We start from the raw sequence: 20,344 nt of genomic DNA on the forward strand, positions 1-20,344 counted from the left end.
CAGCGGTCAGGCACTTGCCGCTGTGCCGGGCGACGAAGTGGTAGCGCCCGCTCGTCTCACGCACGGGCTGCCACTGCTGGTTTGTGCCGCCGGAGTAGGCCCACAGCTGCAACGGCGCGTTGTCCGCCGTCGAGCGGTCGGTCACGTCGATGGCCTGTGCCGGGTTGCCGCGCGCGGTGATCTCCATGTATCCGCTGTCGGTGCTGCGGAACTGGTACTGCTGCGCCGCCGTACCGTTGCAGGTGTACTGCTGGATCGCCGTCCCGTTGGCCGTGGCCGCCGAACGGGCGTCCACGCACGTGCCGTTGCCGCCGTTCTGCACGGAGTACCAGGAGGTCTCCGAGATCGGGGTGTCCGTCGGCGGGGTCGAAGTGTCGCCCCCACCGAGCCACTTGAGCCCGTTCAGCAGGAACTGGTTCTGGGTGGCGCTCGCGAACGTCGACGACAGACGCGTGTTGGTCGTGTAGTTCATCGCGTTGTGGCCGAAGTTCGCGTACAGCATCTTGTACTTCGTGTTGGTCCACAGGATCGGGTAGTACCCGCTGTACCAGGACTGGTTGGGATCGGTGCCGACCGGGAAGCTGCTCGGGTCGATCGACGCCAGGATCTTGATGTCCGGGTTCTGCCGCAGATCGTTGGACCAGCTGTACCACTCGCTGACCGACGAGGTGAACGTGGCCGGCAGGTTGGCGGTGGGCGGGATCGTATGGTCCTCCACCTTCAGCGTCACCGCGGTCGGACCCCAGGTGTTGGACACGAAGTTCCCCGAGCCGAGGAACGTGTTGTGGTACCAGGACCAGCTCGCCGCGTCCGTGGTGAAGGCGGAGACGTGGAAGCCCATGAAGCCGCCGCCGCCCCTCATGTACGCCTCGAAACCGGTGCGTTGGGCGGACGTCTGCGGCAAGTCGTCGAGGAACAGGACGACTTGGTAGGCGTTGACTCCGCCGTTGGCGAGCAGGTCCCAGTTGGTGCTGGCCGTGTAGGTGTAGCCGTTCGCCGCGGCCTGCTGCGGGAACCAGACGTTCGCCTCCTTGTCGAAGTCGATGTGCGCCGCGTCGTAGGTGCCGCTGTAGAGCGCGAGGATCTTGAACGGCGTCGCCGCTGTGCTCGCGTGGGCGGCGGGCGGTACTGCCGCGAGACCCAGCAGCGTCGCCAGCAGGAGGAGCACCCGCAGGGCCGCGCGGGTGGAACCGGATCTGATGGTGTTCATCTGGTGATCGATCCTTTCCGTGCGCTCTACGGGAAGTTGGTCAAGTAGGCGACGTTGGTACTGGAGTTGGACGGTCCGCCGGTGCTGTTGATGATGTGGCTGATCGTGCCGACCCCGCCCAGCGAGACGGTCACCATGTCGTGGAACTTGACCCCGGACACACTCGGCACCTCGAAGGCGCGATCGGCGACCACGCTCGAATTGCTGCTGAAGTAGCAGTAGCTGCCAAGTCCCCATGCCTCATGGCTGGTTACGGACGCGGCGACCTTGTAGGCGGGATAGCCCTTCCCGGTGCCGTTCATCCAGGAGGCCTGGTTCGGTGGGTCGTAGGGCATCTCGTTCTGGAAGAAGTACGTTCTGCCGCCGTTGCCGTTCCAGACGACCTGGGTCTTCTGGAAGTGCTCGACGAACAGGCCGTACGCCGTCACGTTGGCGGCGTTGACGATCAGTCCGGTGTCGGCGGTGTTGGTGGTCCAGCCGACCGTGCCGCTGTTGCCGTGGTCCGCCCGCCAGATCCAGGTGTGGTCGATGATCGTGTTGGCGCTGTTGATGACAAGGGAGTTGGTGGCCTTGCCGACGGTGGCGCCGCCGATGCGGACGAAGACATCGGACAACTGTGTCGGGTCGGCGGCGTGGCTCGTGGTCGAACCGGCCGTGCCGATCTGCACCAGGGTGGGGGAGTTGGTGGTGCCCGCGTCGATCAGCAGGCCCGCCAGCTCGATGCCGTCGACATCGGCGGTGCTGATCGCGGTGATCCCGCCGTCCGGCACGAAGGTCGCCAGGCCCATGCCCAGTACCACCGTGTCGGGGCGCGTGATGTTGAGCGTCTGGTTGAGGTGGTAGACGCCCGGGGTGACCAGGAGGTTCTTGCCGGCCGCGAGGGCGGTGTTGATGTCGGCCGCGGTGGCGCCGGGCTTGACGATGTAGAACTGGTCGATCGGCAGGGACTTGCCCGCCGGGGTCTTCCCGCTCCACGTCGTACCGACGGCGTTGGACTGCAGCCCGGGCACGAACACCTGGTAGGCGCCCGCGCTGTCGACGTACAGGAAGGGCTTCTCGCGGATCGTCGGGGAGCTGGCGACGTTGGTGTACGTCGGGAAGGACTGGGCGGGTGCGCCCTGGTCGCCGACGAAGACCATGTTCCAGTTGGAGCCGGACCAACTGCCCATCTGCGAGTTGCGGGTGAGGAACTGCTGCTGGGTGCCGGACTGGATCTGTCCGTCGACCTTGGTGTCGGAGATGAAGCCGCCGCTGGACCAACCGCCGTCGTCCAGCGCGAGGTTGCCGCGCACGTGCATGCGCCGGTACGGGGCGGCCTGCGAGACGGCCCAACGGTCAGTGCCACCAGTGGGGTTGACCGACAGGTTCTCGGCGTCGCGCCAGAAGTTCTGCGTCGCGTTGCCCTGGAACCAGTCGGCCTCCGCGTGCACCGCGCCGTTGATGGTCACGTCGTCCGGCGAGAAGCCGAGACCGGCGACCTGTGTGTAGAAGCCCACGTTGGCGTTCGCGCTGTAGGTGCCGGGCTTGAACAGCAGGGCCTGGCGGGCCGAGCCGAACTGGTTGGTCTGTTGCTGGGAGAAGACCGAGTCCAGCTTGGACTGGATGCTCGACGCCGACATCGAGGGGTCGAACACCGTCACGTTGGGACCGAAGTCCGGGGTGCCGGGCGGGTTCGTCGAGACGGTGCCGAGCGTGAAGGACTGCGCGGCGGTGCCGTTGCAGGTGTACTGCGCCAACTGCACGCTGTCCGCGGTCGACGCGCTCGGGATGTCCAGGCACTTCCCGCTGTTGCGGTTGACGAAGTGGTAGGCGCCGTCGGCCTCGGCGACCGGCAGCCACTGCTGGTTGTTGCCGCCGGAGTACGTCCACGTCTGGATGAGCGCGGAGTCCGCGGTCGAGACGCCGGTGACGTCCCAGGCCTCGGCGGCGTTCAGGTTGCTGTTCACGCGGTAGTAGCCGCTGTCGGTGGCGACCAACTGCCAGTTCTGGGCGGTGCTTCCGTTGCACGCGTACTGCTGGACGGCCGTGCCGTCGGCACTCGCGGCCGAGCGGGCGTCGACGCACTTGCCGCTGCCCTTGTTGACCACGGTGGTATAGCCGGTCGGTATCGCTGCGGCTGCCGTGTTCGCCGCACTCGCCGAGCCCTGCGTGGCGAACTCGATTCCGGTCACGGTGGTCGCCACGAGCGCGATCGCCGTGAGCGCTCTCGGAATGGGGTGGCGTACGGACAGTCTCTTCCGTCTGAGCACGGATTCTCCTGTGGTGATGGGGGGTGGGGAGGACAGGTCGGAGAGGCGTCCGTCAGCCGGTGTACTGGGCGAAGATGCTGGTGAACTGCCAGTTGCTCTGGCTCACGCCCGAGCAGGTGTCGTCGTTCGGGTAGGCGCCCGGGCAGGGACGGTCACGGTTGGCCGACCAGAACGTCAGCCGCGCGAGGTGGTGCGCCTGCGCGTAGCCGAGGATGGTCTGGAAGTCGGCGGTGGTGACGGTCTCGTTGTTGTCGGTGATGCCGTTCATCGAGGAGATGCCCATGTCCCGGTAGGCCGCGTCGTCGCTGTAGCCGTACGCGTTCTTCAGCGCGGTCTTGAGGCCCTCGGCGGCCCGCTGGGTGAGCGTGCCCATGTTCTGGCCCGCGCCGCCGAAGTCGAACGGCATGATCGTCCAGGCGTCCACGGTCAGCCCGGACGACGCGGCCCGGTTGATGAGACTCGTGTCGGGTCCGCTCTGCCCGGTGCCGATGGTGACGTACACCTTGATGCCCGGGTTGTTGGCCTTGACGGTCTTCAGCGCGTCCACGGTCCGCTGCTGCACGGTCGCGTTGCTGTACGCGTCGGCCTCGATGTCGATGTCGATGGCCTTGAGCGAGTAGGCGCTGATGACCTTCTGGTAGGCCGCCGCCAGTTCGCTCGCGCTGGAGCAGGAGCTCTCCAGCTTGTTGCCGCTGTAGCCGCCGAAGGACGGGACGACGTCACCGCCGTTGGCCCGCACGGTGGTGATGGTCTGCTGGTCGACCCCGCCGGTCAGCGCACGGCCGCCGTCCCACTGCGGGTTGCAGTAGCCGTTGCTCAGGACGAACGCCAGCGTGAACCACTTCACGCCGGTCGCGTTCATGACAGTCGTAGGGCTGGGCGGGTTCCCCCAGCCGTTGTACAGGTACGGCGCGACGGCCATCGGCGCTGTCGTGGGCGGGGTCGTGCCGCCGGCGGCGGGCGCGGTCCACTTCTGGTTGGCGGCGCCGCTGCAGGTCCAGATCTGGGTGCGGGTGCCGTTGGCCGAGGTGTTGCCCGTGACGTCCAGGCACTTGTTGGCGGCCGGGTTGACGATGTCGCGTGCGGCGCTGACCGTCCACTGCTGGTTGGCGCTGCCGCCGCACGTCCACAGCTGGAGCTGGGCGCCGTTGGCCGTCGAACTGCCGGTGATGTCAAGGCACTTGCCGAGGGCTCTGATGGTTCCGTCGGTGCCGACCGTCCACTGCTGGGCGGCGGTGCCGTTGCAGTCGTAGATCTGTACGGCCGTGCCGTCGGCGGAGCTGGCGCCGGCGACGTCGAGACACTTGCCGCCGAGGCCGGTGATCGTGCCGGTGGCGGCCGAGGCGGAGGGGGCTGCGAGGGTGCCGACGGCGCCGAGGCCGAGGGAGAGTGCGAGGGCGCAGCGCAGGGCGAGGCGTTGCATGACGAGGGGCCTTTCGTCCTGGGTGGGGGGTGGACGCCGCCGGCTTGAGGGCGGTGAGAGGTGAACACGGGTGTTCACATATGTGAGTGGGAAATGCATTCATGGGAGGTCTGTTGGCTGGTGAACCTAAAGGTCTGCACCAAAGCCGTCAAGAGGTGCGACCGGAGAAGTCCCGCACGTCATGGCTGAGTTGAGAAGTTGTAGGCGAAGGAAAAGAAATCACCAGGACCATTGAGTGGCCGGTTCTCACAGGTCACACTGTGCAGGCTTCGTGATGATCGCCAGGGGTGCATGTCGGAGGAACCATGAACACAGCGGGGACCGTGCAGGTCGCAGTCCGGCACATACTCAGTGACAAGGTCTCGGGTGGAGTCGTCAGACCGAGGACGCGCACGATCTCGTGGTCCGGCGCGCACTACGTGGTCGAGCGGCCCCTGTCGGGCAAGCGCACGGTCGAACTGACCTGCCCCGAGTGCTCGGCGTCCCTGCTGGCCGAGGTGCGCGACCGCTCCTCCACCCGCACGCGCGCGACCGTGTCCCTCGTCATCGCGGTCCTGTGCCTGTTCGTCTTCGTCGCGGCCTTCGCCTACGCCATCCACGAGGGCGGGAAGACCCTCCCCGAAGGGCAGTCGCTCCCGGCCCTCTTCTCCATCAGCATCATCGCCGTCTTCGTCACCTTCGTCGCAGGCCCCACGTTCTACGTGCACAGTCGGAACTACAACGGCGTCAGCATGCTCGACGGCCCCAAGCCGCGCCGCGGGCACCAAATCAGGCCGATCCCGAGGGCCTTGGAGCGCGCACGAACTCCCCGATGAGCCGGGCGAGTTCGGCGGGCCGGTCCAGCGGGAGCAGCGTGTAACCGTCGGCCACCTCCACCAGCCGTCCCTGCGGCAGGAGTTGGGCCAGCCGACGCCCGTGCTCGGGCGGCATCACCCGGTCCTCGCTCGCCCAGACCACCAGCGCGGGACGGTCGAACTCCTTTAGTCGTACGGCGGTTTGCTCCAGCAGGCGGCGCCCATTCGCCGACGCGGCGCGCAGCACGCGCACGGCATCACGGCGGATCTCCGGCTGCCGCCGGACCGGCTCCGTCCATCGCGCGGTGACCGCGTCCCCGCGCTTCGTCAGCCACCCGAACGCGAACGGCAGGCGGCGCAGCGCGCGCACCCGCATCTGCCGCATGAACTGCCCGAACAGCCACGGCGACAGGCGGCCGGCGAGCACGAGTGTCCGGCCGGTCAGGCCCGGCGGGAAGTTGTCGAACGCCTCGCAGGAGACGAGCACCACCCGCCCCACGCGGGCGGCACCCTCTGCCATCAGCAACTGCACCAGCGCCCCGCCCGTGTCGTTCCCGACGAGCGTGACGTCCCGCAGATCCAGCCGGTCGAGGAGTTCGGCGACGAGCCGGGCCACCCCGGGCAGCGAGAGGTCTGCGTCGGCGTGCATCGGGTGGCGGTGCGCGCCGAGCGGGAGGGTCGGGGCCACGCACCGGTGAGTGGCGGAGAGTTCGGAGATCGGGGCGGCCCACAACGACGCGTCCATCAACAGACCGTGCAGCAGCACCAGGACGGGACCGTCGCCGCCCGTGTCCTCGTACGCGAGGGGCCCGGCCGAGAGCTCGATCAGGTGCTGCGCGGTCGTTTCGGCCGGTTCGGTCCTGTTCATGAACGCCTCCCGTGAGTGTCTGCACTCAAGAGGGCGACGGAGGGCCGAAGTGTGACACCCGGGCGGTAGTTGCCGGTGAGTGGCACAATCAGCGGCGTGGATCGGGGGATCCTCGAGCGTGAGCCCGAACTGGCGCGACTGGCTTCGGCCGCACGTGAGGCGGCGGACGGGGCCGGTTCCGTGGTGCTCGTCTTCGGCGAGGCAGGTATCGGCAAGTCGAGCCTGGTGAAAGCCATGCCGGACCGGCTGCCGCACAGCACGCGCATCCTCCTGGGCCAGTGCGACGACCTTGCCACCCGCCGCCCTCTCGGCCCGTTCCGCGACCTCGTCGGCAGCGTCGGTGCCGAACTGGCCCGGGCCGTCGTGGAGGGCGGCGATCGCCACCGCGTCTACGAAGCCCTGCAAGGGGAGTTGGCCGGTGTACCGCATCCGGCGGTGCTCGTCGTGGAGGACGTCCACTGGGCCGACGAGGCCTCGCTGGACGCCCTGCGCTTCCTGGTCCGACGCATGGATCAGCTGCCCGCCGTACTCGTCCTCACCTACCGCGACGACGAGTTGAGCCGCGAGCACCCGCTGCGGCACCTCCTCGGGCAGATCTCCCGCACGGACCGCGTGCACCGGCTGCCGCTGGCCCGCCTCACCAAGTCCGCCGTACGCACGCTCGGTTCGGCCAACCGGCTCGACCCGGCCAAGGTCTACGAGGTGACGTCGGGCAACCCCTTCTTCGTCACCGAGGTCCTCGCGGCCGGCGGCACCGGGGGAGTGCCCCCGACGGTCGTCGACGCGGTGCTCGCCCGGCTGCGCGGACTCGACGGCCGGACCGTCGACGCGCTGGAGCAACTCGCCGTCGTGCCCTCCGCCGTCGAACGGCCCCTCGTCGACACGCTGTTGACAGGCGGGGTCGCCGTGCTGGCCGCGGCCGAACAGCGCGGGCTCCTCGCCGTGACCCCCGAACGGGTCACGTTCCGGCACGAGTTGATCCGCCGTGCCGTCGCCGACTCCCTGCCCGCCGCCCGCCGCATCGACCTCAACCGCAACGTGCTCACCGCCCTCATGCTCCGGCCGGGCTCCGACCCGGCACGCGTCGTCCACCACGCCGCACAGGCCGGCGACCAGGACGCCATCGCCCGCTACGGCCCCCGCGCGGCCCGGGACGCCACCGAGGCGGGCGCCCACCGCGAGGCCGCCGCCCATCTACGGCTCGTGCTGCGCCAACGGCACCGCTACACCCCCGCCGAACTCGCCGACCTGCTCGAACGCTACGCCGTGGAGTGCTACACCCTCGCCGACTCCGTCGAGGCCGTCGCCGCCCAGCGGGACGCCGTGGCCCTGCGCCGCTCCCTCGGCGACACCCTCACACTCGGCGCGGATCTGCGCTGGCTGTCCCGCATCCACTGGTGGGCAGGACACGCGCAGGAGGCCCAGGACGCGGCACGGGAAGCCATCGCCGTCCTCGAACACGCCGGTGACGACCGGCTGTTGGCCCTCGCGCTCAGCAACACGGCCCAGCTGCGGATGCTCTCGGACCAGTACACCGAGGCCATCGCGCACGGCGAGCGCGCCATCGCCCTGGCCCGTCGCGCGGACGACGCGGCGATCCTCGCCCACGCCCTCAACAACGTGGGCACCGCCCGCTGGCGCAGCGGAGACCCGGACGGGCGACGGCAGGTCGAGGAGAGCCTCGCGGTCGCGCTGGCCGCGGGCGAGGTCGAACATGCCTGCCGGTCCTACGCCAACATCATCTGGTCCCTCCTCGACGACCTCCGCTACGCCGAGGCCGACCGCTACCTGCCCCCGGCCATGGAACTCGCCGACCGCGCCGAGCACTTGGGGTTCTTCAACTACCTCCACGTCGAGCAGGCCATGCGCCGGCTCGCCGCCGCGGACTGGGACGGGGCCGAGCGGCACGCCGAGTACGGGATGCACGACTTCATACCGGCCCGCTGTCCCGCGCTGACCGTCCTGGCCCGCGTGCGGGTCCGCCGCGGCAGGCCGGGCGCCGACGAACTCCTCACCCAGGCCTGGGAGATCGCCGCACGGGCCCGTGAACTGCAGCGGACGGGCCCGGTGGCGGCGGCTCGGGCGGAGGCGGCCTGGCTGCGCGGCGACCCCGGAGCGGTGGCCGACGCGGCGGGGCCGGTCTACGCACACGCGTGCCGGCTGGAGCACGGGCCGTACCGGGCCGAACTCGGCTACTGGCTCAGCAAGGTCGGGCACCCGGTGGCCGTCGACGACAGCGACCATCCGTACGCGCTGCAGGCCGCCGGGGAGTGGAAGCGGGCCGCGGACCTGTGGCAACAGGCGGGCTGCCCCTACGAACACGCCGCCGCGCTCGCGGAGAGCCCCGACCCGGCCGACAAACTCAGCGCGCTCGCCGAACTCGACACGCTCGGTGCCGAACCCCTCGCCCGCCTCGTCCGCACCGAACTGCGCGCCCTCGGCGTCCGCCGCATCCCGCGCGGCCCGCACGCGGAGACCCGGGGCAACCCCGCCGGACTCACCGGGCGCCAACTCCAGGTCGTACGGCTGCTGGTGGACGGCTTGACGAACCCGGAGATCGCCGACCGGCTCGTCGTGTCCGTCCGTACCGTCGACAACCATGTGCGGGCCGTACTGGAGAAGCTCGACTCGCCCACCAGACGACAGGCCGCGGCCCGTGCCACGGAACTCGGGCTGCTGCCGGATGCCGAAACGTAGGTACCCGGCACCGCCGAGCTGGGTGACGCGCACGGATGCCCGCACCCTTCCGGGCGGCATAGAACATGCAGGTCATCCAGAGCACCACGAAACGGGGGACGCATGTCCAGCACACCCGCACAGGCCGCGCGCCGTGAACTGACCGACTTCGCCGGGGAGTTGATCGGCCCGGACGACGCCGGCTATCCGGAGGCCCGCGCCGTCTACAACGCGATGATCGACAAACGGCCTGCCCTCATCGCCCGTTGCGCCGACGCGGACGCCGTAGCCCGCGTGATTGGCTTCGCCCGCGCCCACGAACTGCCCCTCGCGGTACGCGGCGGCGGCCACCACGGAGCCGGACTCGGCACCGTCGACGGGGGAGTGGTCGCCGATCTGTCACCGCTGAAGGACATCCAGGTGGACCCCGAGGCGCGCACGGTGCGGGTCGGCGGGGGCTGTGTCTGGGGCGAGGTGGATCGGGCCACCAACGCGCACGGACTCGCCACCCCCAGCGGCATCATCTCGACCACCGGTGTCGGCGGCCTCACCGTCGGCGGCGGGCTCGGCCACCTCACCCGCAAGTGCGGGCTGACCATCGACAACCTGCTGGAGGCCGACCTCGTCCTGGCCGACGGCAGCCGGGTGCGGGCGAGTTCGGACGAGAACAGCGACCTGTTCTGGGCGGTGCGGGGCGGTGGCGGCAACTTCGGCGTCGCCACCTCGTTCCTGTTCCGGCTGCACGAGGTGAGCACGGTCGTCGCCGGACCCACCTTCTGGCCGGTCGAGATCAGCGCCGAAGTCCTCACCGCCTACCGGGACTTCCTGCCGAACGCGCCTCGCGAGCTGAATGCCTTCTTCCTGCACGGCAGCGTCCCGCCCGCCCCGCCGTTCCCCGACGAGATACAGCTGCGCAAGACGGCAGGAGTCGTGTGGTGCTACACCGGCGGCGACACCGAGGCCGCCGCACGCGCGATGGCACCGCTGCTCGACGCGCTGCCCGCACCGCTGCTGCACGCGGCCGGACCGATGCAACACCCGGACATGCAGGGCATGTTCGACGGGCTCTACCCGCCCGGCGACCAGTGGTACTGGCGCGCCGACTTCGTCAACGACATCCCCGACGACGCCGTCGAACTCCACGCCAAGTTCGGCGCCGAGGTCCCGACCCCGCAGTCCACGATGCACCTCTACCCCATCGACGGCGCCGCCCACGACGTCGGCAACGACGAGACCCCGTGGGCGTATCGCGACGCACGCTGGGCGTCCGTCTTCGCCGGCGTCGACCGGGACCCCGCCAACGCCGGCCTCATCAAGCAGTGGACGGTCGACTACTTCGAGGCCCTGCACCCGTACTCGGCGGGCGGCGCGTACGTGAACATGATGATGGACGAGGGACAGGAACGTGTCCGGGCCAGTTACCGGGGCAACTACGACCGGCTGGCCCGTATCAAGGCCGACCGGGACCCGGACAACGTCTTCCGCCTCAACCAGAACATCCACCCGGCCCCGAAACCGCGCTACGAGACTCGCCCGTGAACCCAGTTCCGAGGCCGGGCCGGCATCACGCGTTCGGGTCGAACGAGATGCCGGACGGCTCGGCGATGGAGAGCGCGTAGTTGAAGTCGCTGTCCCTGATCTTCAGCGTGGCCGAGCCGAAGTCCGCGCCCAGGAGCTTGTCCTTGAGGCCGGCCGGGTAGCCGTTCCAGCCCACCAGACGCGGGTAGAACCAGTTGCCGGTGGCGTTCTCCGCGGGCTCGTCGCTGGTGTTGGCGAAGCGGAAGTCGTGCGAGCCGATGCCGTCCTTGTGATAGACGATCTTGGGGTGCGTGCCGTCGAAACGCACCCCGGAGGCCGCGGACACCTGGTACGCGGAGTGCTGCGACACCGACACGTACTGGACCGTGTTGTCCTTGATCCACACCACGACGTGCTCCCAGTCGTGGGTGTGACCGATCGCCGCCGGACCCAGGGTGACCTGGTCCTTCTCGAAGTAACTGGCGTACATCACCGCGCACCAGTCGTTGTTGCACTTCTCGCGCGAGTACGTGTTGGAGTTGTTCAGCTGGGCGAGGTCGTGGCAGTGCCCGTTGACGTCGCCACCGAGCTTCAGCCCGGGGTTGAGGGTGCCGTCGGTGCCGATGGCGGCCGTGGCGTAGCAGCCGTCGCCGTCGTAGTCGTAGGCCGGGGAGAAGGTCTGCTCCAGGCCGTCGGCGTTCTGCGGGAGCGCCGTCAGTACGGAGGCCTGTGCGGCCGTCGCCTGCCCGACGACGAGGGCCAGCGCACCGAGGACGGTGACGACGGCGGAGCGGCGAAGGCGCCGGGTGCGGGGCTTCACGGCTCTTGCGGGGTTTGTGGTGGGGGGTGTCGATTGAGGCACGCCAACTCCAGGTTCTGGGCTGTGGGGGGCGCTACTGGCTGCGCCAGGTCCAGACCTTCGCAGGCCGGTGTGTGCACGTCAACACCCTTGCGGTGTACGGGTTTTGGCAGACCGCTGAACTTTCCCACCTGTGTTTTTCCTGTGTTCCTGTTGCTCTCGACGCGACCATGGCTCTCGGCGAACAGGTGCGCTAATTTGAGGTCCAGGGCGTGGGTGAATGGGCACCCGCGCCGAGTGCGGGAGGTTCTGGTTGACCCCGGCACAGCTACGGGCCTTCGCCGCGACCGTCCGCCTCGGTTCCGTGAAGGCCGCCGCGGCCGATCTCGCCGTCACCGAGTCCGCCGTCTCCATCCACATCGCGCATCTGCGCAGGGAACTCGGCGACAAGCTCTTCGCCCGGACGGCCAACGGGCTCGCGTTCACACCCGGCGGGCTGCGGCTGGCCAGCCGGGCCGCCGAGATGCTCGGGTTGCAGGACCAGACGATCCTTGAGGTGAAGCAGGCCGGCTCCGGCCGGCGACTGCTGCGCGTCGCCGCGTCGAGCCTGTTCGCCGAGCACGCGGCACCCGGCCTGATCGAGCTGTTCGCGGGGCGCGCCGACGACCTCGACGTCGAACTGAGCGTGCACGGCCCGCAGAAGTTCGCCTCCCTGCTGCTGACCCGCGCCGTGGACGTGGCCATCGGACCCCGGCCCGCCACCCTCGACGACGCCATGACCTGCACGCACTTCCTCAACTACCAGGTGATCGCCGTCGTGGGCCCCGACCATCCGCTCGCGACCACGGGGAGTGCCGGTGCCGCGGAACTGCGCGGACAGACCTGGCTGCTCGGCCCCTCGGCGGTCGGCCGGACGGGCATGGTGCCGTCGGTACTGCGGCGCCTGGGCGTTCCCGAACACAACCAGCGGATCTTCCAGAGCCATGCGGCCTCCGTCGACGAGGCCAAGCGCGGCAAAGGGGTGGCCCTGGCGGTCGCCTTCGCCGTGACGAAGGATCTCGCCGAGGGCGACCTCCGCCAACTCGCCGGCCCCCAGCTCCCCGCCCGCGGCTCCTGGAACCTCCTCACCCTTCCCGACCGCGAAGCGCCGGCCGCTGCCGCGGAATTGCGGCGGTTTGTCACCACGCCGCGGGCGACGCAGGCGATGCTTCGTGGTGCGGGGGTTACGGCTGGGCGGTTTCGGCCGGCGATTCATGTGACGTTGTGGAGTTGAAGTGCTTGGATCTCCGGTCTTCTTTCCGCGGGCCGGTGGGGGCTGGTCGCGCAGTTCCCCGCGCCCCTACGGGACGCTCACCTAGCCGTGCGATTTCGGCCGGCACCCGCAGCAGCGCGCCGAAGCTGTCGGCCGGCAGCAGCAGGTCGACGTACGGCAGGGCCGCGGCCATCGTCGTCGTGCTCGGTGCGAAGCCGGGGGCGGCGGCCCGCGGGTTGAGCCAGATCACCGTGTGGGCGCGGCGTCGGAGCCTGGCCATGGCGGTGGCGAGCCGGTCCGGCGGATCGCCATCCCAGCCGTCCGAGCCGATCAGTACGACCGCGCCGCGCAGGGTGCCGCCGTGGTGCGAGGCGAGGAGCGTGCCCAGGCAGTGGGCGATGCGGGTGCCGCCGAACCGGTCGGTGACCCGCTCCGTCGCCTCGTCGAACGCCTCCTCGGCCGAGCGGCGCGCCAGCACCGTGGTCAGCCGGGTCAAGGACGTGGCGAACGCGAAGACCTCGGCCTGCGTCGTCAGCGCGAGGGCGCGCATCAGATACATGTACGCCACGGCCTGCGCCTGCATCGACCGGCTCACGTCACACAGCACGACGACCCGGCGCGGCCGGTCCACCGGTCCCGACCGGACCAGCCGCACCGGTTCCCAGCCGGTCCGCCGGGCTCGGGCCACCGTCTCCCGGACCGCCACCCGGCGACCGCTCGGCCGAACCGTGTAGCGCCGAGTGCGGCGCACGGGCCAGCCCCGCAGCTGCCCTTCGAGCCAGCGGCCGAGCAACTCGGCCTGCTCCGCGCTCAGTTCACCGAACGGCGTGTCCACGGCGGACGCCAGCTCGCTCGGCAGGCGCTCGGGCACGGTCAGGGCGCGGTCCTCACGGTGTTCGGCAGCGTCCACGGCGGGCGGCAGGGTCACCCACGGCAGACCGGAACCGCCGACGGGGTCACCGCCGTGGGAGTCGGCGCTCACAGAGTCCTGGCGGCCGGCCTCCGCACCGTGCCCGTCGCGGCGCGCGTTCGGGTCGAGAGCGAGCACGGACTGCCCGAAGACCGCGTCGAAGACCTGGTCGAAGCGGGCCAGTTCGGGGTGGTCGCGTACGAGGGTGACGCGGGCCGTCCAGTACAGGGAGGTCCGTGTCCTGGGCCGGGCCGCCGCGAGCGCGTCCACGAAGTCCCGGGTGGCGGTCAGACCCACCGGTACGCCGTGCTCCCTTAGGCGCGAGGCCAGCGCGGTGGCGAAGGCGGCCCGGTCGACGGCGGGCAGCAGCGGACCGCTCGGTGTCATCGGACCAGCAGATAGACCACCACGGCGATGACGACGGCCACGCCGACGGCGGGGAGCAGCCGCTTGTACACCGACGCGCCCGCCACCCGCATCAGGTCCAGCGGCTCGCTCGACACCGACCGCGGTGCGGAGACCGCGACCGTCTCCGGCACCGGGACCGTCTCCGGCACCGTTTCCGATTCCGTTTCCGACACCGGTTCTGCCTCCGGCTGCTCCTCCTCCGTCGCCAGCAACTGCGTCTCCACGTTCGCCACGAACTGCGCGAACAGCTTCTCCGAGATCTCCTTGATCATGCCGCTGCCGAACTGGGCCAGCCTGCCGCTGATGTTGAGGTCCGTGCTGACCGTCACGACCGTGCCGGTGCCCTCGCCGCGCAGCCGGGCGTCGACTGTCGCGGACGCGTTGCCGCCTCCGCGCATGTCCTTGCCGGCGGCGCTGATCACGGCGTGATGGGCGCTCTCGTCCCGCTCCACGAAGCGTGCCGTACCCGCGAACTGGCTGACCATGGGCCCGACTTTGACCCTGACCTTGCCCCGGTGGACGTCGCCGTCGACACCGGTGAGTTCTGCGCCGGGCATGCACGGGGCGAGGGCCTCCAGATCGGTGAGCGCCTGCCACGCCCTCTCGACCGGCACACCGACGCTGAACTCGTTGTCGATCTTCATGGTGTCCTCGCTTCTTCGGGGTAGCCGAGTGCGTCGAGGGCCCCGACGACGGCGGTGCGGTCGTCGGGGCTCTTGGCGACCGTGCTGAGCGTGCGGACGATGTCGTCGCGGGCCAGTCGCGCGACCCGCAGTGCCGCCAGGGCGGAGACCCAGTCGATGGCCTCCGCCATGCCGGGCGCCTTGTCGAGGTCCAACTCACGTACCCGGCCGATGAATTCGGTCGTGGACGCGATCAGCGGCTCGTTCGCGGCCGGTACCGTACGGCGCAGGATCTCCGCCGTGCGTTCGGGCGTGGGGAAGTCGATCCAGTGGTAGAGGCAGCGCCGGCGCAGCGCGTCGTGCAGTTCGCGGCTGCGGTTGGAGGTCAGCACCACGACGGGCGGCCGTACGGCGGTGAAGGTGCCCAACTCCGGGATACTGATGGCGGATTCGCCCAGGAACTCGAAGAGCAGCGCCTCGAACTCGTCGTCGGCCCGGTCGATCTCGTCGATCAACAGTACGGGCGGCACCGGGCCTTGATGGCGGACCGCCCGCAGCAGGGGCCGGTCGAGCAGGAAGTCCTCGGTGAACAGGTCGGCGTCGGACAGCTCCCGCCCGTGCGCCTCGGTGAGCCGGACCGCGAGCAGTTGGCGCTGGTAGTTCCACTCGTACAGCGCCTCGCCCGCCGTCAGCCCCTCGTAGCACTGCAGCCGGATCAGCGGGGTGTCCAGCGCCTTGGCGAGTGCCTTCGCGGCACTGGTCTTGCCCACACCTGGCTCGCCCTCCAGCAGCAGGGGCCGGTCGAGCAGGGTGGCCAGGAAGAGGGCGGTCGCCGTGCCGTCGTCGACGAGGTGGCCGACCGCGTCGAGCCGTCGCCGTACGTCGTCGGCGTCCGTGAACAGTCCGCTCACCCGCCGGCCTGCCCACCCGCGGACCAGCGGTCCCGGCAGCCCGTCCCGCAGAACCAGAACTCGCCGTCCCCGGAGGCGAGATGGGGTGTGTCGGGGCGCACGGTCACGGTCATCCCGCACACCGGGTCCGTGGCTTCGGCCGGGTGTCCGGGCACCGGCAGGGGTGCCTTCGACGCGTGGACGACCCGCACCACGTCCGCCAGGATCGACAGGGCGATCTCGGGTGGTGTACGGGCCCCGATGTCCAGCCCGGCCGGAGCCTGGACGCGGGCCCGTTCCGCCTCGGTGAGGCCGAGTTCGTCGAGGAGGGCGGCGGCCCGGCGGTGGCTGGCGACCAGCGCGATGTGGCCGACGCCCGCGTCGAGGGCGGCGCGCAGCGACTCCGCGTCGCCCCGGCCCTGCCCGGCCACGATCACCGCTGACGTGTGGTCGGAAGGTGGACCGTCGGGCAGGGAGCGTGCCGTGGCGTACCCGAGCAGGCCGGCGAACGCGACGCAGGCCTCCGCGACGGGTGTGGTCCCGACGACCTCGATCAGCGGCGGCGGCAGCACCGGCTCCAGGAAGATCTCCAACGCACCGCCGGACAGACAGGGGTTGACCACGACCCGCGCCCCCGGCGTCTCGGGGAACTCGGCGTCCCCCTGTGGCAGGACGCGCAGCAGCAGCGGCCCGCCGTCGTGCAGGGCGCCGAGCGCGGCCGTACGCACCGAGCCCTCGGCGCACTGGCCGCCGACGAAGCCGTCGATGGTGCCGTCGCCGTGCACGATGGCCTCGTCGCCCGGGTGCGCGGAGGCAGGCGCCTGGGCCCGCACCACGCGCGCGTGGACGAACGGCACGCGCCGTTCGGTGAGTTCGAGCGCACGGGCACTGAGCTTGCCGGTCATCATGACCCTGACCGCCTTCAGATCGGTGGGGTGGGCCGGCCCTGCATCGCCTCCCACACCCGCGAGGGCGTGAGCGGCATGTCCGCGTGCCGGATGCCGTACGGCTTGAGGGCGTCGACCACGGCGTTGACGATCGCGGGCGGCGAGCCGACCGTCGCGGACTCGCCGACACCCTTGGCGCCGATGGGGTGGTGCGGGGAGGGCGTGACGGTGAACCCGGTCTCCCAGTCGGGGACTTCGAGCGCGGTCGGGATCAGATAGTCCATCAGCGAGCCGCTGAGGCAGTTGCCGTCCTCGTCGAAGGAGATCATCTCCATCAGCGCCATGCCGACGCCGTCGGTGAGCCCGCCGTGCACCTGCCCCTCGATGATCATCGGGTTGATACGGGTGCCGCAGTCGTCGACCGCGACGAACCGCCGTACGGTCACCTTCGCCGTCCCCGGGTCGATGTCGACGACGCAGATGTAGGCGCCGTGCGGATAGGTGAGGTTCTCCGGGTTGTAGCAGATCTGCGCCTCCAGTCCGCCCTCCACGCCCTCGGGCAGATCGCCCGCGCCGTGCGCCCGCATCGCGATGCCCTGGATGGTCACCGAGGCCTCGGGGTCGCCCGCGACCCGGAAGGAACCCTTCTCCCACTCCAGGTCGGCGACCGACACCTCCAGCATCGAGGAGGCGATCAGCCGCGCCTTGTCCCGCACCTTGCGGGCGACCAGCGCCGCGGCGGCGCCGGAGACGGGGGTGGACCGGCTGCCGTAGGTGCCGAGGCCGAAGGGTGTCTGGTCGGTGTCGCCGTGCACCACGTCGATGTCCTGCGGCGGGATGCCGAGTTCCTCGGCGACGATCTGCGCGAACGTCGTCTCGTGTCCCTGCCCCTGGGACTGCACCGACAGTCGTACGACCGCCTTGCCGGTGGGGTGCACCCGCAGTTCGCAGCCGTCGGCCATGCCGAGGCCGAGGATGTCCATGTCCTTGCGGGGGCCCGCGCCGACCGCCTCGGTGAAGAACGACACGCCGATGCCCATGAGTTCACCGCGGGCCCGCTTCTCGGCCTGCTCGGCGCGCAGCGCGTCGTAGCCGGCGAGTTCCTTGGCCAGCTCCATGGTGGGCGCGTAGTTGCCGGAGTCGTAGACCCACCCCGTCTTGGTGCGGAAGGGGAACTGTTCGGGCCGGATGAAGTTCTTCATCCGCAACTCGATGGGATCCATGGCCAGTTCGTACGCGAGACAGTCGACGATCCGCTCGATCAGGTACACGGCCTCGGTGATGCGGAACGAGCAGGCGTAAGCCACCCCGCCCGGCGCCTTGTTGGTGTAGACGGCGGTCATCGCGCAGTGGGCGGCCTCGATGTCGTAGCTGCCGGTGAAGACGCCGAAGAAGCCGGCCGGGTACTTCACGGGTGCGGCGGTTCCGTTGAACGCGCCGTGGTCGGCGAGGACTTGGGTGCGGACGGCGAGGATCCTGCCGTCGCGGGTGGCCGCGATCTCGCCGCGCATCACGTAGTCGCGGGCGAAACCGGTGCTGATGAGGTTCTCCGCGCGGTCCTCCATCCACTTCACCGGCTTGCCGATGAGCAGCGAGCCGACGATCGCGCACACGTAACCGGGGTAGATCGGCACCTTGTTGCCGAAGCCGCCGCCGAGGTCGGGGGAGACGACCCGGATCTTGTGCTCCGGCAGTCCGGCGACGATCGCGTAGAGGGTGCGGTGGGCGTGCGGGGCCTGGGTGGTGGACCACAGGGTGAGCCTGCCGTCGACCTGGTCGTAGTCCGCGACCGCACCGCACGTCTCCATCGGCGCCGGGTGCACGCGCGGGTACACGATGTCCTCGGTGACCACCACCTCCGCGCGGGCGAAGACGGCCTCGGTCTCTGCGGCGTCGCCGGTCTCCCAGTCGAAGCAGTGGTTGTCGCTCTTGCCCTCCAGGTCGTCGCGGATGACGGGCGCGTCGGGGGAGAGGGCGGTGCGTACGTCGATCACCGGGTCGAGGGGTTCGTACTCGACGTCGATCAACTCCAGCGCGTCCCGGGCCGCGTAGCGGTCCTCGGCCACGACGAAGGCGACCTCCTGGCCCTGGAAGCGGACCTTGTCGGTGGCGAGGACCGCCTGCACGTCGTTCGAGAGGGTCGGCATCCACGCCAGGCCCTTCTCGGCGAGCATCGCGCCGGTGACGACCAGACGGACCTTGGGGTGGGCCTCGGCGAGGGTGGTGTCGACGGAGAGGACGCGGGCGTGCGCGAACGGCGAGCGCAGGATCGCCAGGTGCAGCATGCCGGGGAGGTCGAGGTCGTCGACGTAACGGCCCTTCCCGCGGACGAACCGCGGGTCCTCCTTGCGGAGCATCCGGCCGTGGCCGCACGGCTTCTGGTCGTTGTCGACGAACGCGGTGCGGTGACCGTTCTCGGAGACGGCGGTCATGACGCGCTCCCCGAAGTCGCCTGTGCGTCAAGGGACGTTCGGGTCCCGGCCTCCTCGGCCGCCGCCCACCGGATCGAGCGGACGATGGTGGCGTAACCGGTGCAGCGGCAGATCTGCCCGGAGATCGCCTCCCGGATCTCCTGGTCGGAAGGATCGGGGTTACGGTCCAGGAGCGCACGCGCCGTCATCATCATGCCGGGCGTACAGAAGCCGCACTGCAGACCGTGGCACTCGACGAACCCGCGCTGCACCGGGTCGAGTTCACCGTTCTGCTCGAGTCCCTCCACGGTGCGCACCTCGTGCCCGCCCGCCATCGCGGCAAGCACGGTGCAGGACTTGACCGGTTCGCCGTCCAACCACACCACGCACGTACCGCAGTTGCTGGTATCGCACCCCCAGTGGGTGCCGGTCAGCCGGAGGTGGTCACGCAGGAAGTGGACCAGCAGCAGCCGCCCCTCGATCTCCCGGGTGACCTCTTCGCCGTTGACGGTCATGCTGACCTGCACGATCACACCTCCTGTCCGTCGATGCGGGCCACGGCCCGGCGCAGCACGCGCACGGTCAATTCCCGCGCCAGATGCCGTTTGTACTCGGCACTGCCACGTCGGTCGGTCACCGGAGAGCTCGCCTCGGCGGCGATGTCCCCGGCCTGTCCGAACAGTTCCTCCGCGGGGCGCCGGCCGCGCAGGGCGTCGGCGATACCGGGGATGCCCGCTGTGTTCGGTCCTACGGCGGCGAGCCCCACCCGGGCGTCCGCGATCAGCCCGTCGCCGTCCAGCCACACCGCGGCACCGGCCGACACCACCGCCCAGTCACCGGCCCGCCGTTCGACCTTCTCGTAGGCGCTGGAGCCGTTCGGGCGGACCGGGAAGCGGACCTCGGTGAGGATCTCCGCGTCGCCCACGGCGGTCTCGTACGGGCCCCGGTGGAAGTCCTCCATGGACACCACCCGTTCGCCGTCCATGCCCTGGATCACGCAGCTCGCGTCGAGCGTGGTGCAGACCGCGGAGAGGTCCTCGGAGGGGTCCGCCTGGCACAGGGAGCCGCCCAGCGTGCCCCGGTTGCGCACCACGGGGTCGGCGATGACGCGCTCCGCGTCACGGAACACCGGGAAGGCGGCGGCGAGTTCGTCGGACTCCAGCAGCTCGCGGTGACGGGTCATCGCGCCGATGCGGATCAGCCCGGGTTCGACGCGGACGTAACCCAGTTCGTCGTGCAGGTCGTTGATGTCGATCAGGTACTCGAAGTTGGCCAGCCGCAACTTCATCATCGGGATCAGACTGTGGCCGCCGGCCACCAGCCGTGCCGTGTCGCCCAGCCGGTCGAGCAGCGCGACCGCCTCGCCCACGCTGCCGACCCGCTGGTACTCGAACGGAGCGGGAACCTGCATACCGCAATCCCCCTG

Annotated in this window: 16 protein-coding genes; 4 read left to right on the forward strand and 12 right to left on the reverse strand. The window is 70.2% G+C overall.

Going from position 1 to position 20,344, the window contains the following annotated elements; all coding sequences use genetic code 11:
• The 3 genes from ACFWP5_RS14160 to ACFWP5_RS14170 form a co-directional block, all read right to left on the reverse strand.
• Nucleotides 1–1,210 (reverse strand): ThuA domain-containing protein (locus tag ACFWP5_RS14160; RefSeq protein WP_384154887.1); only part of this gene is annotated, 1,210 nt, incomplete at its 3' end.
• A gap of 26 nt (nucleotides 1,211–1,236) precedes the next feature.
• Nucleotides 1,237–3,459: an RICIN domain-containing protein gene (locus ACFWP5_RS14165; protein WP_384154889.1), complete on the reverse strand. Its 2,223-nt coding sequence runs from the start codon at nucleotides 3,457–3,459 to the stop codon at nucleotides 1,237–1,239.
• Nucleotides 3,460–3,511: 52 nt separating this feature from the next.
• Entirely contained in the window at nucleotides 3,512–4,882 is a 1,371-nt protein-coding gene (locus ACFWP5_RS14170) for a ricin-type beta-trefoil lectin domain protein (protein ID WP_384154891.1), read from the reverse strand.
• Between the two features lie 305 nt (nucleotides 4,883–5,187).
• Here ACFWP5_RS14170 and ACFWP5_RS14175 point away from each other — a divergent pair, with 305 nt between their 5' ends.
• Entirely contained in the window at nucleotides 5,188–5,697 is a 510-nt protein-coding gene (locus ACFWP5_RS14175) for a hypothetical protein (RefSeq protein WP_384154893.1), read from the forward strand.
• Here ACFWP5_RS14175 and ACFWP5_RS14180 read toward each other — a convergent pair.
• Nucleotides 5,651–6,544, reverse strand: a complete 894-nt coding sequence (locus ACFWP5_RS14180; RefSeq protein WP_384154895.1) for an alpha/beta fold hydrolase — start codon at nucleotides 6,542–6,544, stop codon at nucleotides 5,651–5,653. The genes ACFWP5_RS14175 and ACFWP5_RS14180 overlap by 47 nt on opposite strands.
• A 96-nt stretch (nucleotides 6,545–6,640) precedes the next feature.
• Between ACFWP5_RS14180 and ACFWP5_RS14185 the strand changes: the two genes are divergently transcribed.
• Together ACFWP5_RS14185 and ACFWP5_RS14190 are read left to right on the forward strand one after the other, a co-directional pair.
• On the forward strand, nucleotides 6,641–9,241 hold the full coding sequence (locus tag ACFWP5_RS14185) for a helix-turn-helix transcriptional regulator (protein WP_384154897.1): 2,601 nt from the start codon (nucleotides 6,641–6,643) through the stop codon (nucleotides 9,239–9,241).
• A 102-nt stretch (nucleotides 9,242–9,343) separates the two neighbouring features.
• Entirely contained in the window at nucleotides 9,344–10,759 is a 1,416-nt protein-coding gene (locus ACFWP5_RS14190; RefSeq protein ID WP_384154899.1) for an FAD-binding oxidoreductase, read from the forward strand.
• A 25-nt stretch (nucleotides 10,760–10,784) separates the two neighbouring features.
• On the opposite strand, the gene ACFWP5_RS14195 is transcribed toward ACFWP5_RS14190, so the two are convergent.
• Nucleotides 10,785–11,558: an NPP1 family protein gene (locus ACFWP5_RS14195; protein WP_384154902.1), complete on the reverse strand. Its 774-nt coding sequence runs from the start codon at nucleotides 11,556–11,558 to the stop codon at nucleotides 10,785–10,787.
• Between the two features lie 292 nt (nucleotides 11,559–11,850).
• Here ACFWP5_RS14195 and ACFWP5_RS14200 point away from each other — a divergent pair, with 292 nt between their 5' ends.
• Nucleotides 11,851–12,810: a LysR family transcriptional regulator gene (locus ACFWP5_RS14200; RefSeq protein WP_384154904.1), complete on the forward strand. Its 960-nt coding sequence runs from the start codon at nucleotides 11,851–11,853 to the stop codon at nucleotides 12,808–12,810.
• Here the strand turns inward: ACFWP5_RS14200 and ACFWP5_RS14205 are convergent.
• The 7 genes from ACFWP5_RS14205 to ACFWP5_RS14235 are packed head-to-tail and all read right to left on the reverse strand — an operon-like array spanning nucleotide 12,761 to nucleotide 20,329.
• Nucleotides 12,761–14,086, reverse strand: a complete 1,326-nt coding sequence (locus tag ACFWP5_RS14205; RefSeq protein ID WP_384154906.1) for a VWA domain-containing protein — start codon at nucleotides 14,084–14,086, stop codon at nucleotides 12,761–12,763. The two genes, ACFWP5_RS14200 and ACFWP5_RS14205, sit on opposite strands and share 50 nt — an antisense overlap.
• The gene (locus ACFWP5_RS14210) at nucleotides 14,083–14,751 is read right to left on the reverse strand and encodes an SRPBCC family protein (RefSeq protein WP_384154908.1); all 669 of its coding nucleotides are present in this window, start codon (nucleotides 14,749–14,751) and stop codon (nucleotides 14,083–14,085) included. The genes ACFWP5_RS14205 and ACFWP5_RS14210 overlap by 4 nt, the downstream gene beginning before the upstream one ends.
• Nucleotides 14,748–15,641, reverse strand: coding sequence for an AAA family ATPase (locus ACFWP5_RS14215; protein ID WP_384154910.1), 894 nt, complete (start codon nucleotides 15,639–15,641; stop codon nucleotides 14,748–14,750). Before ACFWP5_RS14215 ends, ACFWP5_RS14210 begins: the two co-directional genes overlap by 4 nt.
• Entirely contained in the window at nucleotides 15,638–16,528 is an 891-nt protein-coding gene (locus ACFWP5_RS14220; protein WP_384154912.1) for an XdhC family protein, read from the reverse strand. The genes ACFWP5_RS14215 and ACFWP5_RS14220 overlap by 4 nt, the downstream gene beginning before the upstream one ends.
• 14 nt (nucleotides 16,529–16,542) lie before the next feature.
• Nucleotides 16,543–18,939 (reverse strand): aerobic carbon-monoxide dehydrogenase large subunit, encoded by a 2,397-nt coding sequence (locus ACFWP5_RS14225; RefSeq protein WP_384154914.1) that lies wholly within the window; start codon nucleotides 18,937–18,939, stop codon nucleotides 16,543–16,545.
• Nucleotides 18,936–19,445: a (2Fe-2S)-binding protein gene (locus ACFWP5_RS14230; protein WP_384154916.1), complete on the reverse strand. Its 510-nt coding sequence runs from the start codon at nucleotides 19,443–19,445 to the stop codon at nucleotides 18,936–18,938. The genes ACFWP5_RS14225 and ACFWP5_RS14230 overlap by 4 nt, the downstream gene beginning before the upstream one ends.
• Nucleotides 19,446–19,447: 2 nt before the next feature.
• Complete coding sequence (locus ACFWP5_RS14235) at nucleotides 19,448–20,329, reverse strand: FAD binding domain-containing protein (protein WP_384154918.1); 882 nt, start codon at nucleotides 20,327–20,329, stop codon at nucleotides 19,448–19,450.
• Nucleotides 20,330–20,344 lie beyond the last annotated feature (15 nt).

Origin of the sequence: Streptomyces sp. NPDC058469 (assembly GCF_042721125.1) — a bacterium.
Taxonomy (GTDB): domain Bacteria; phylum Actinomycetota; class Actinomycetes; order Streptomycetales; family Streptomycetaceae; genus Streptomyces.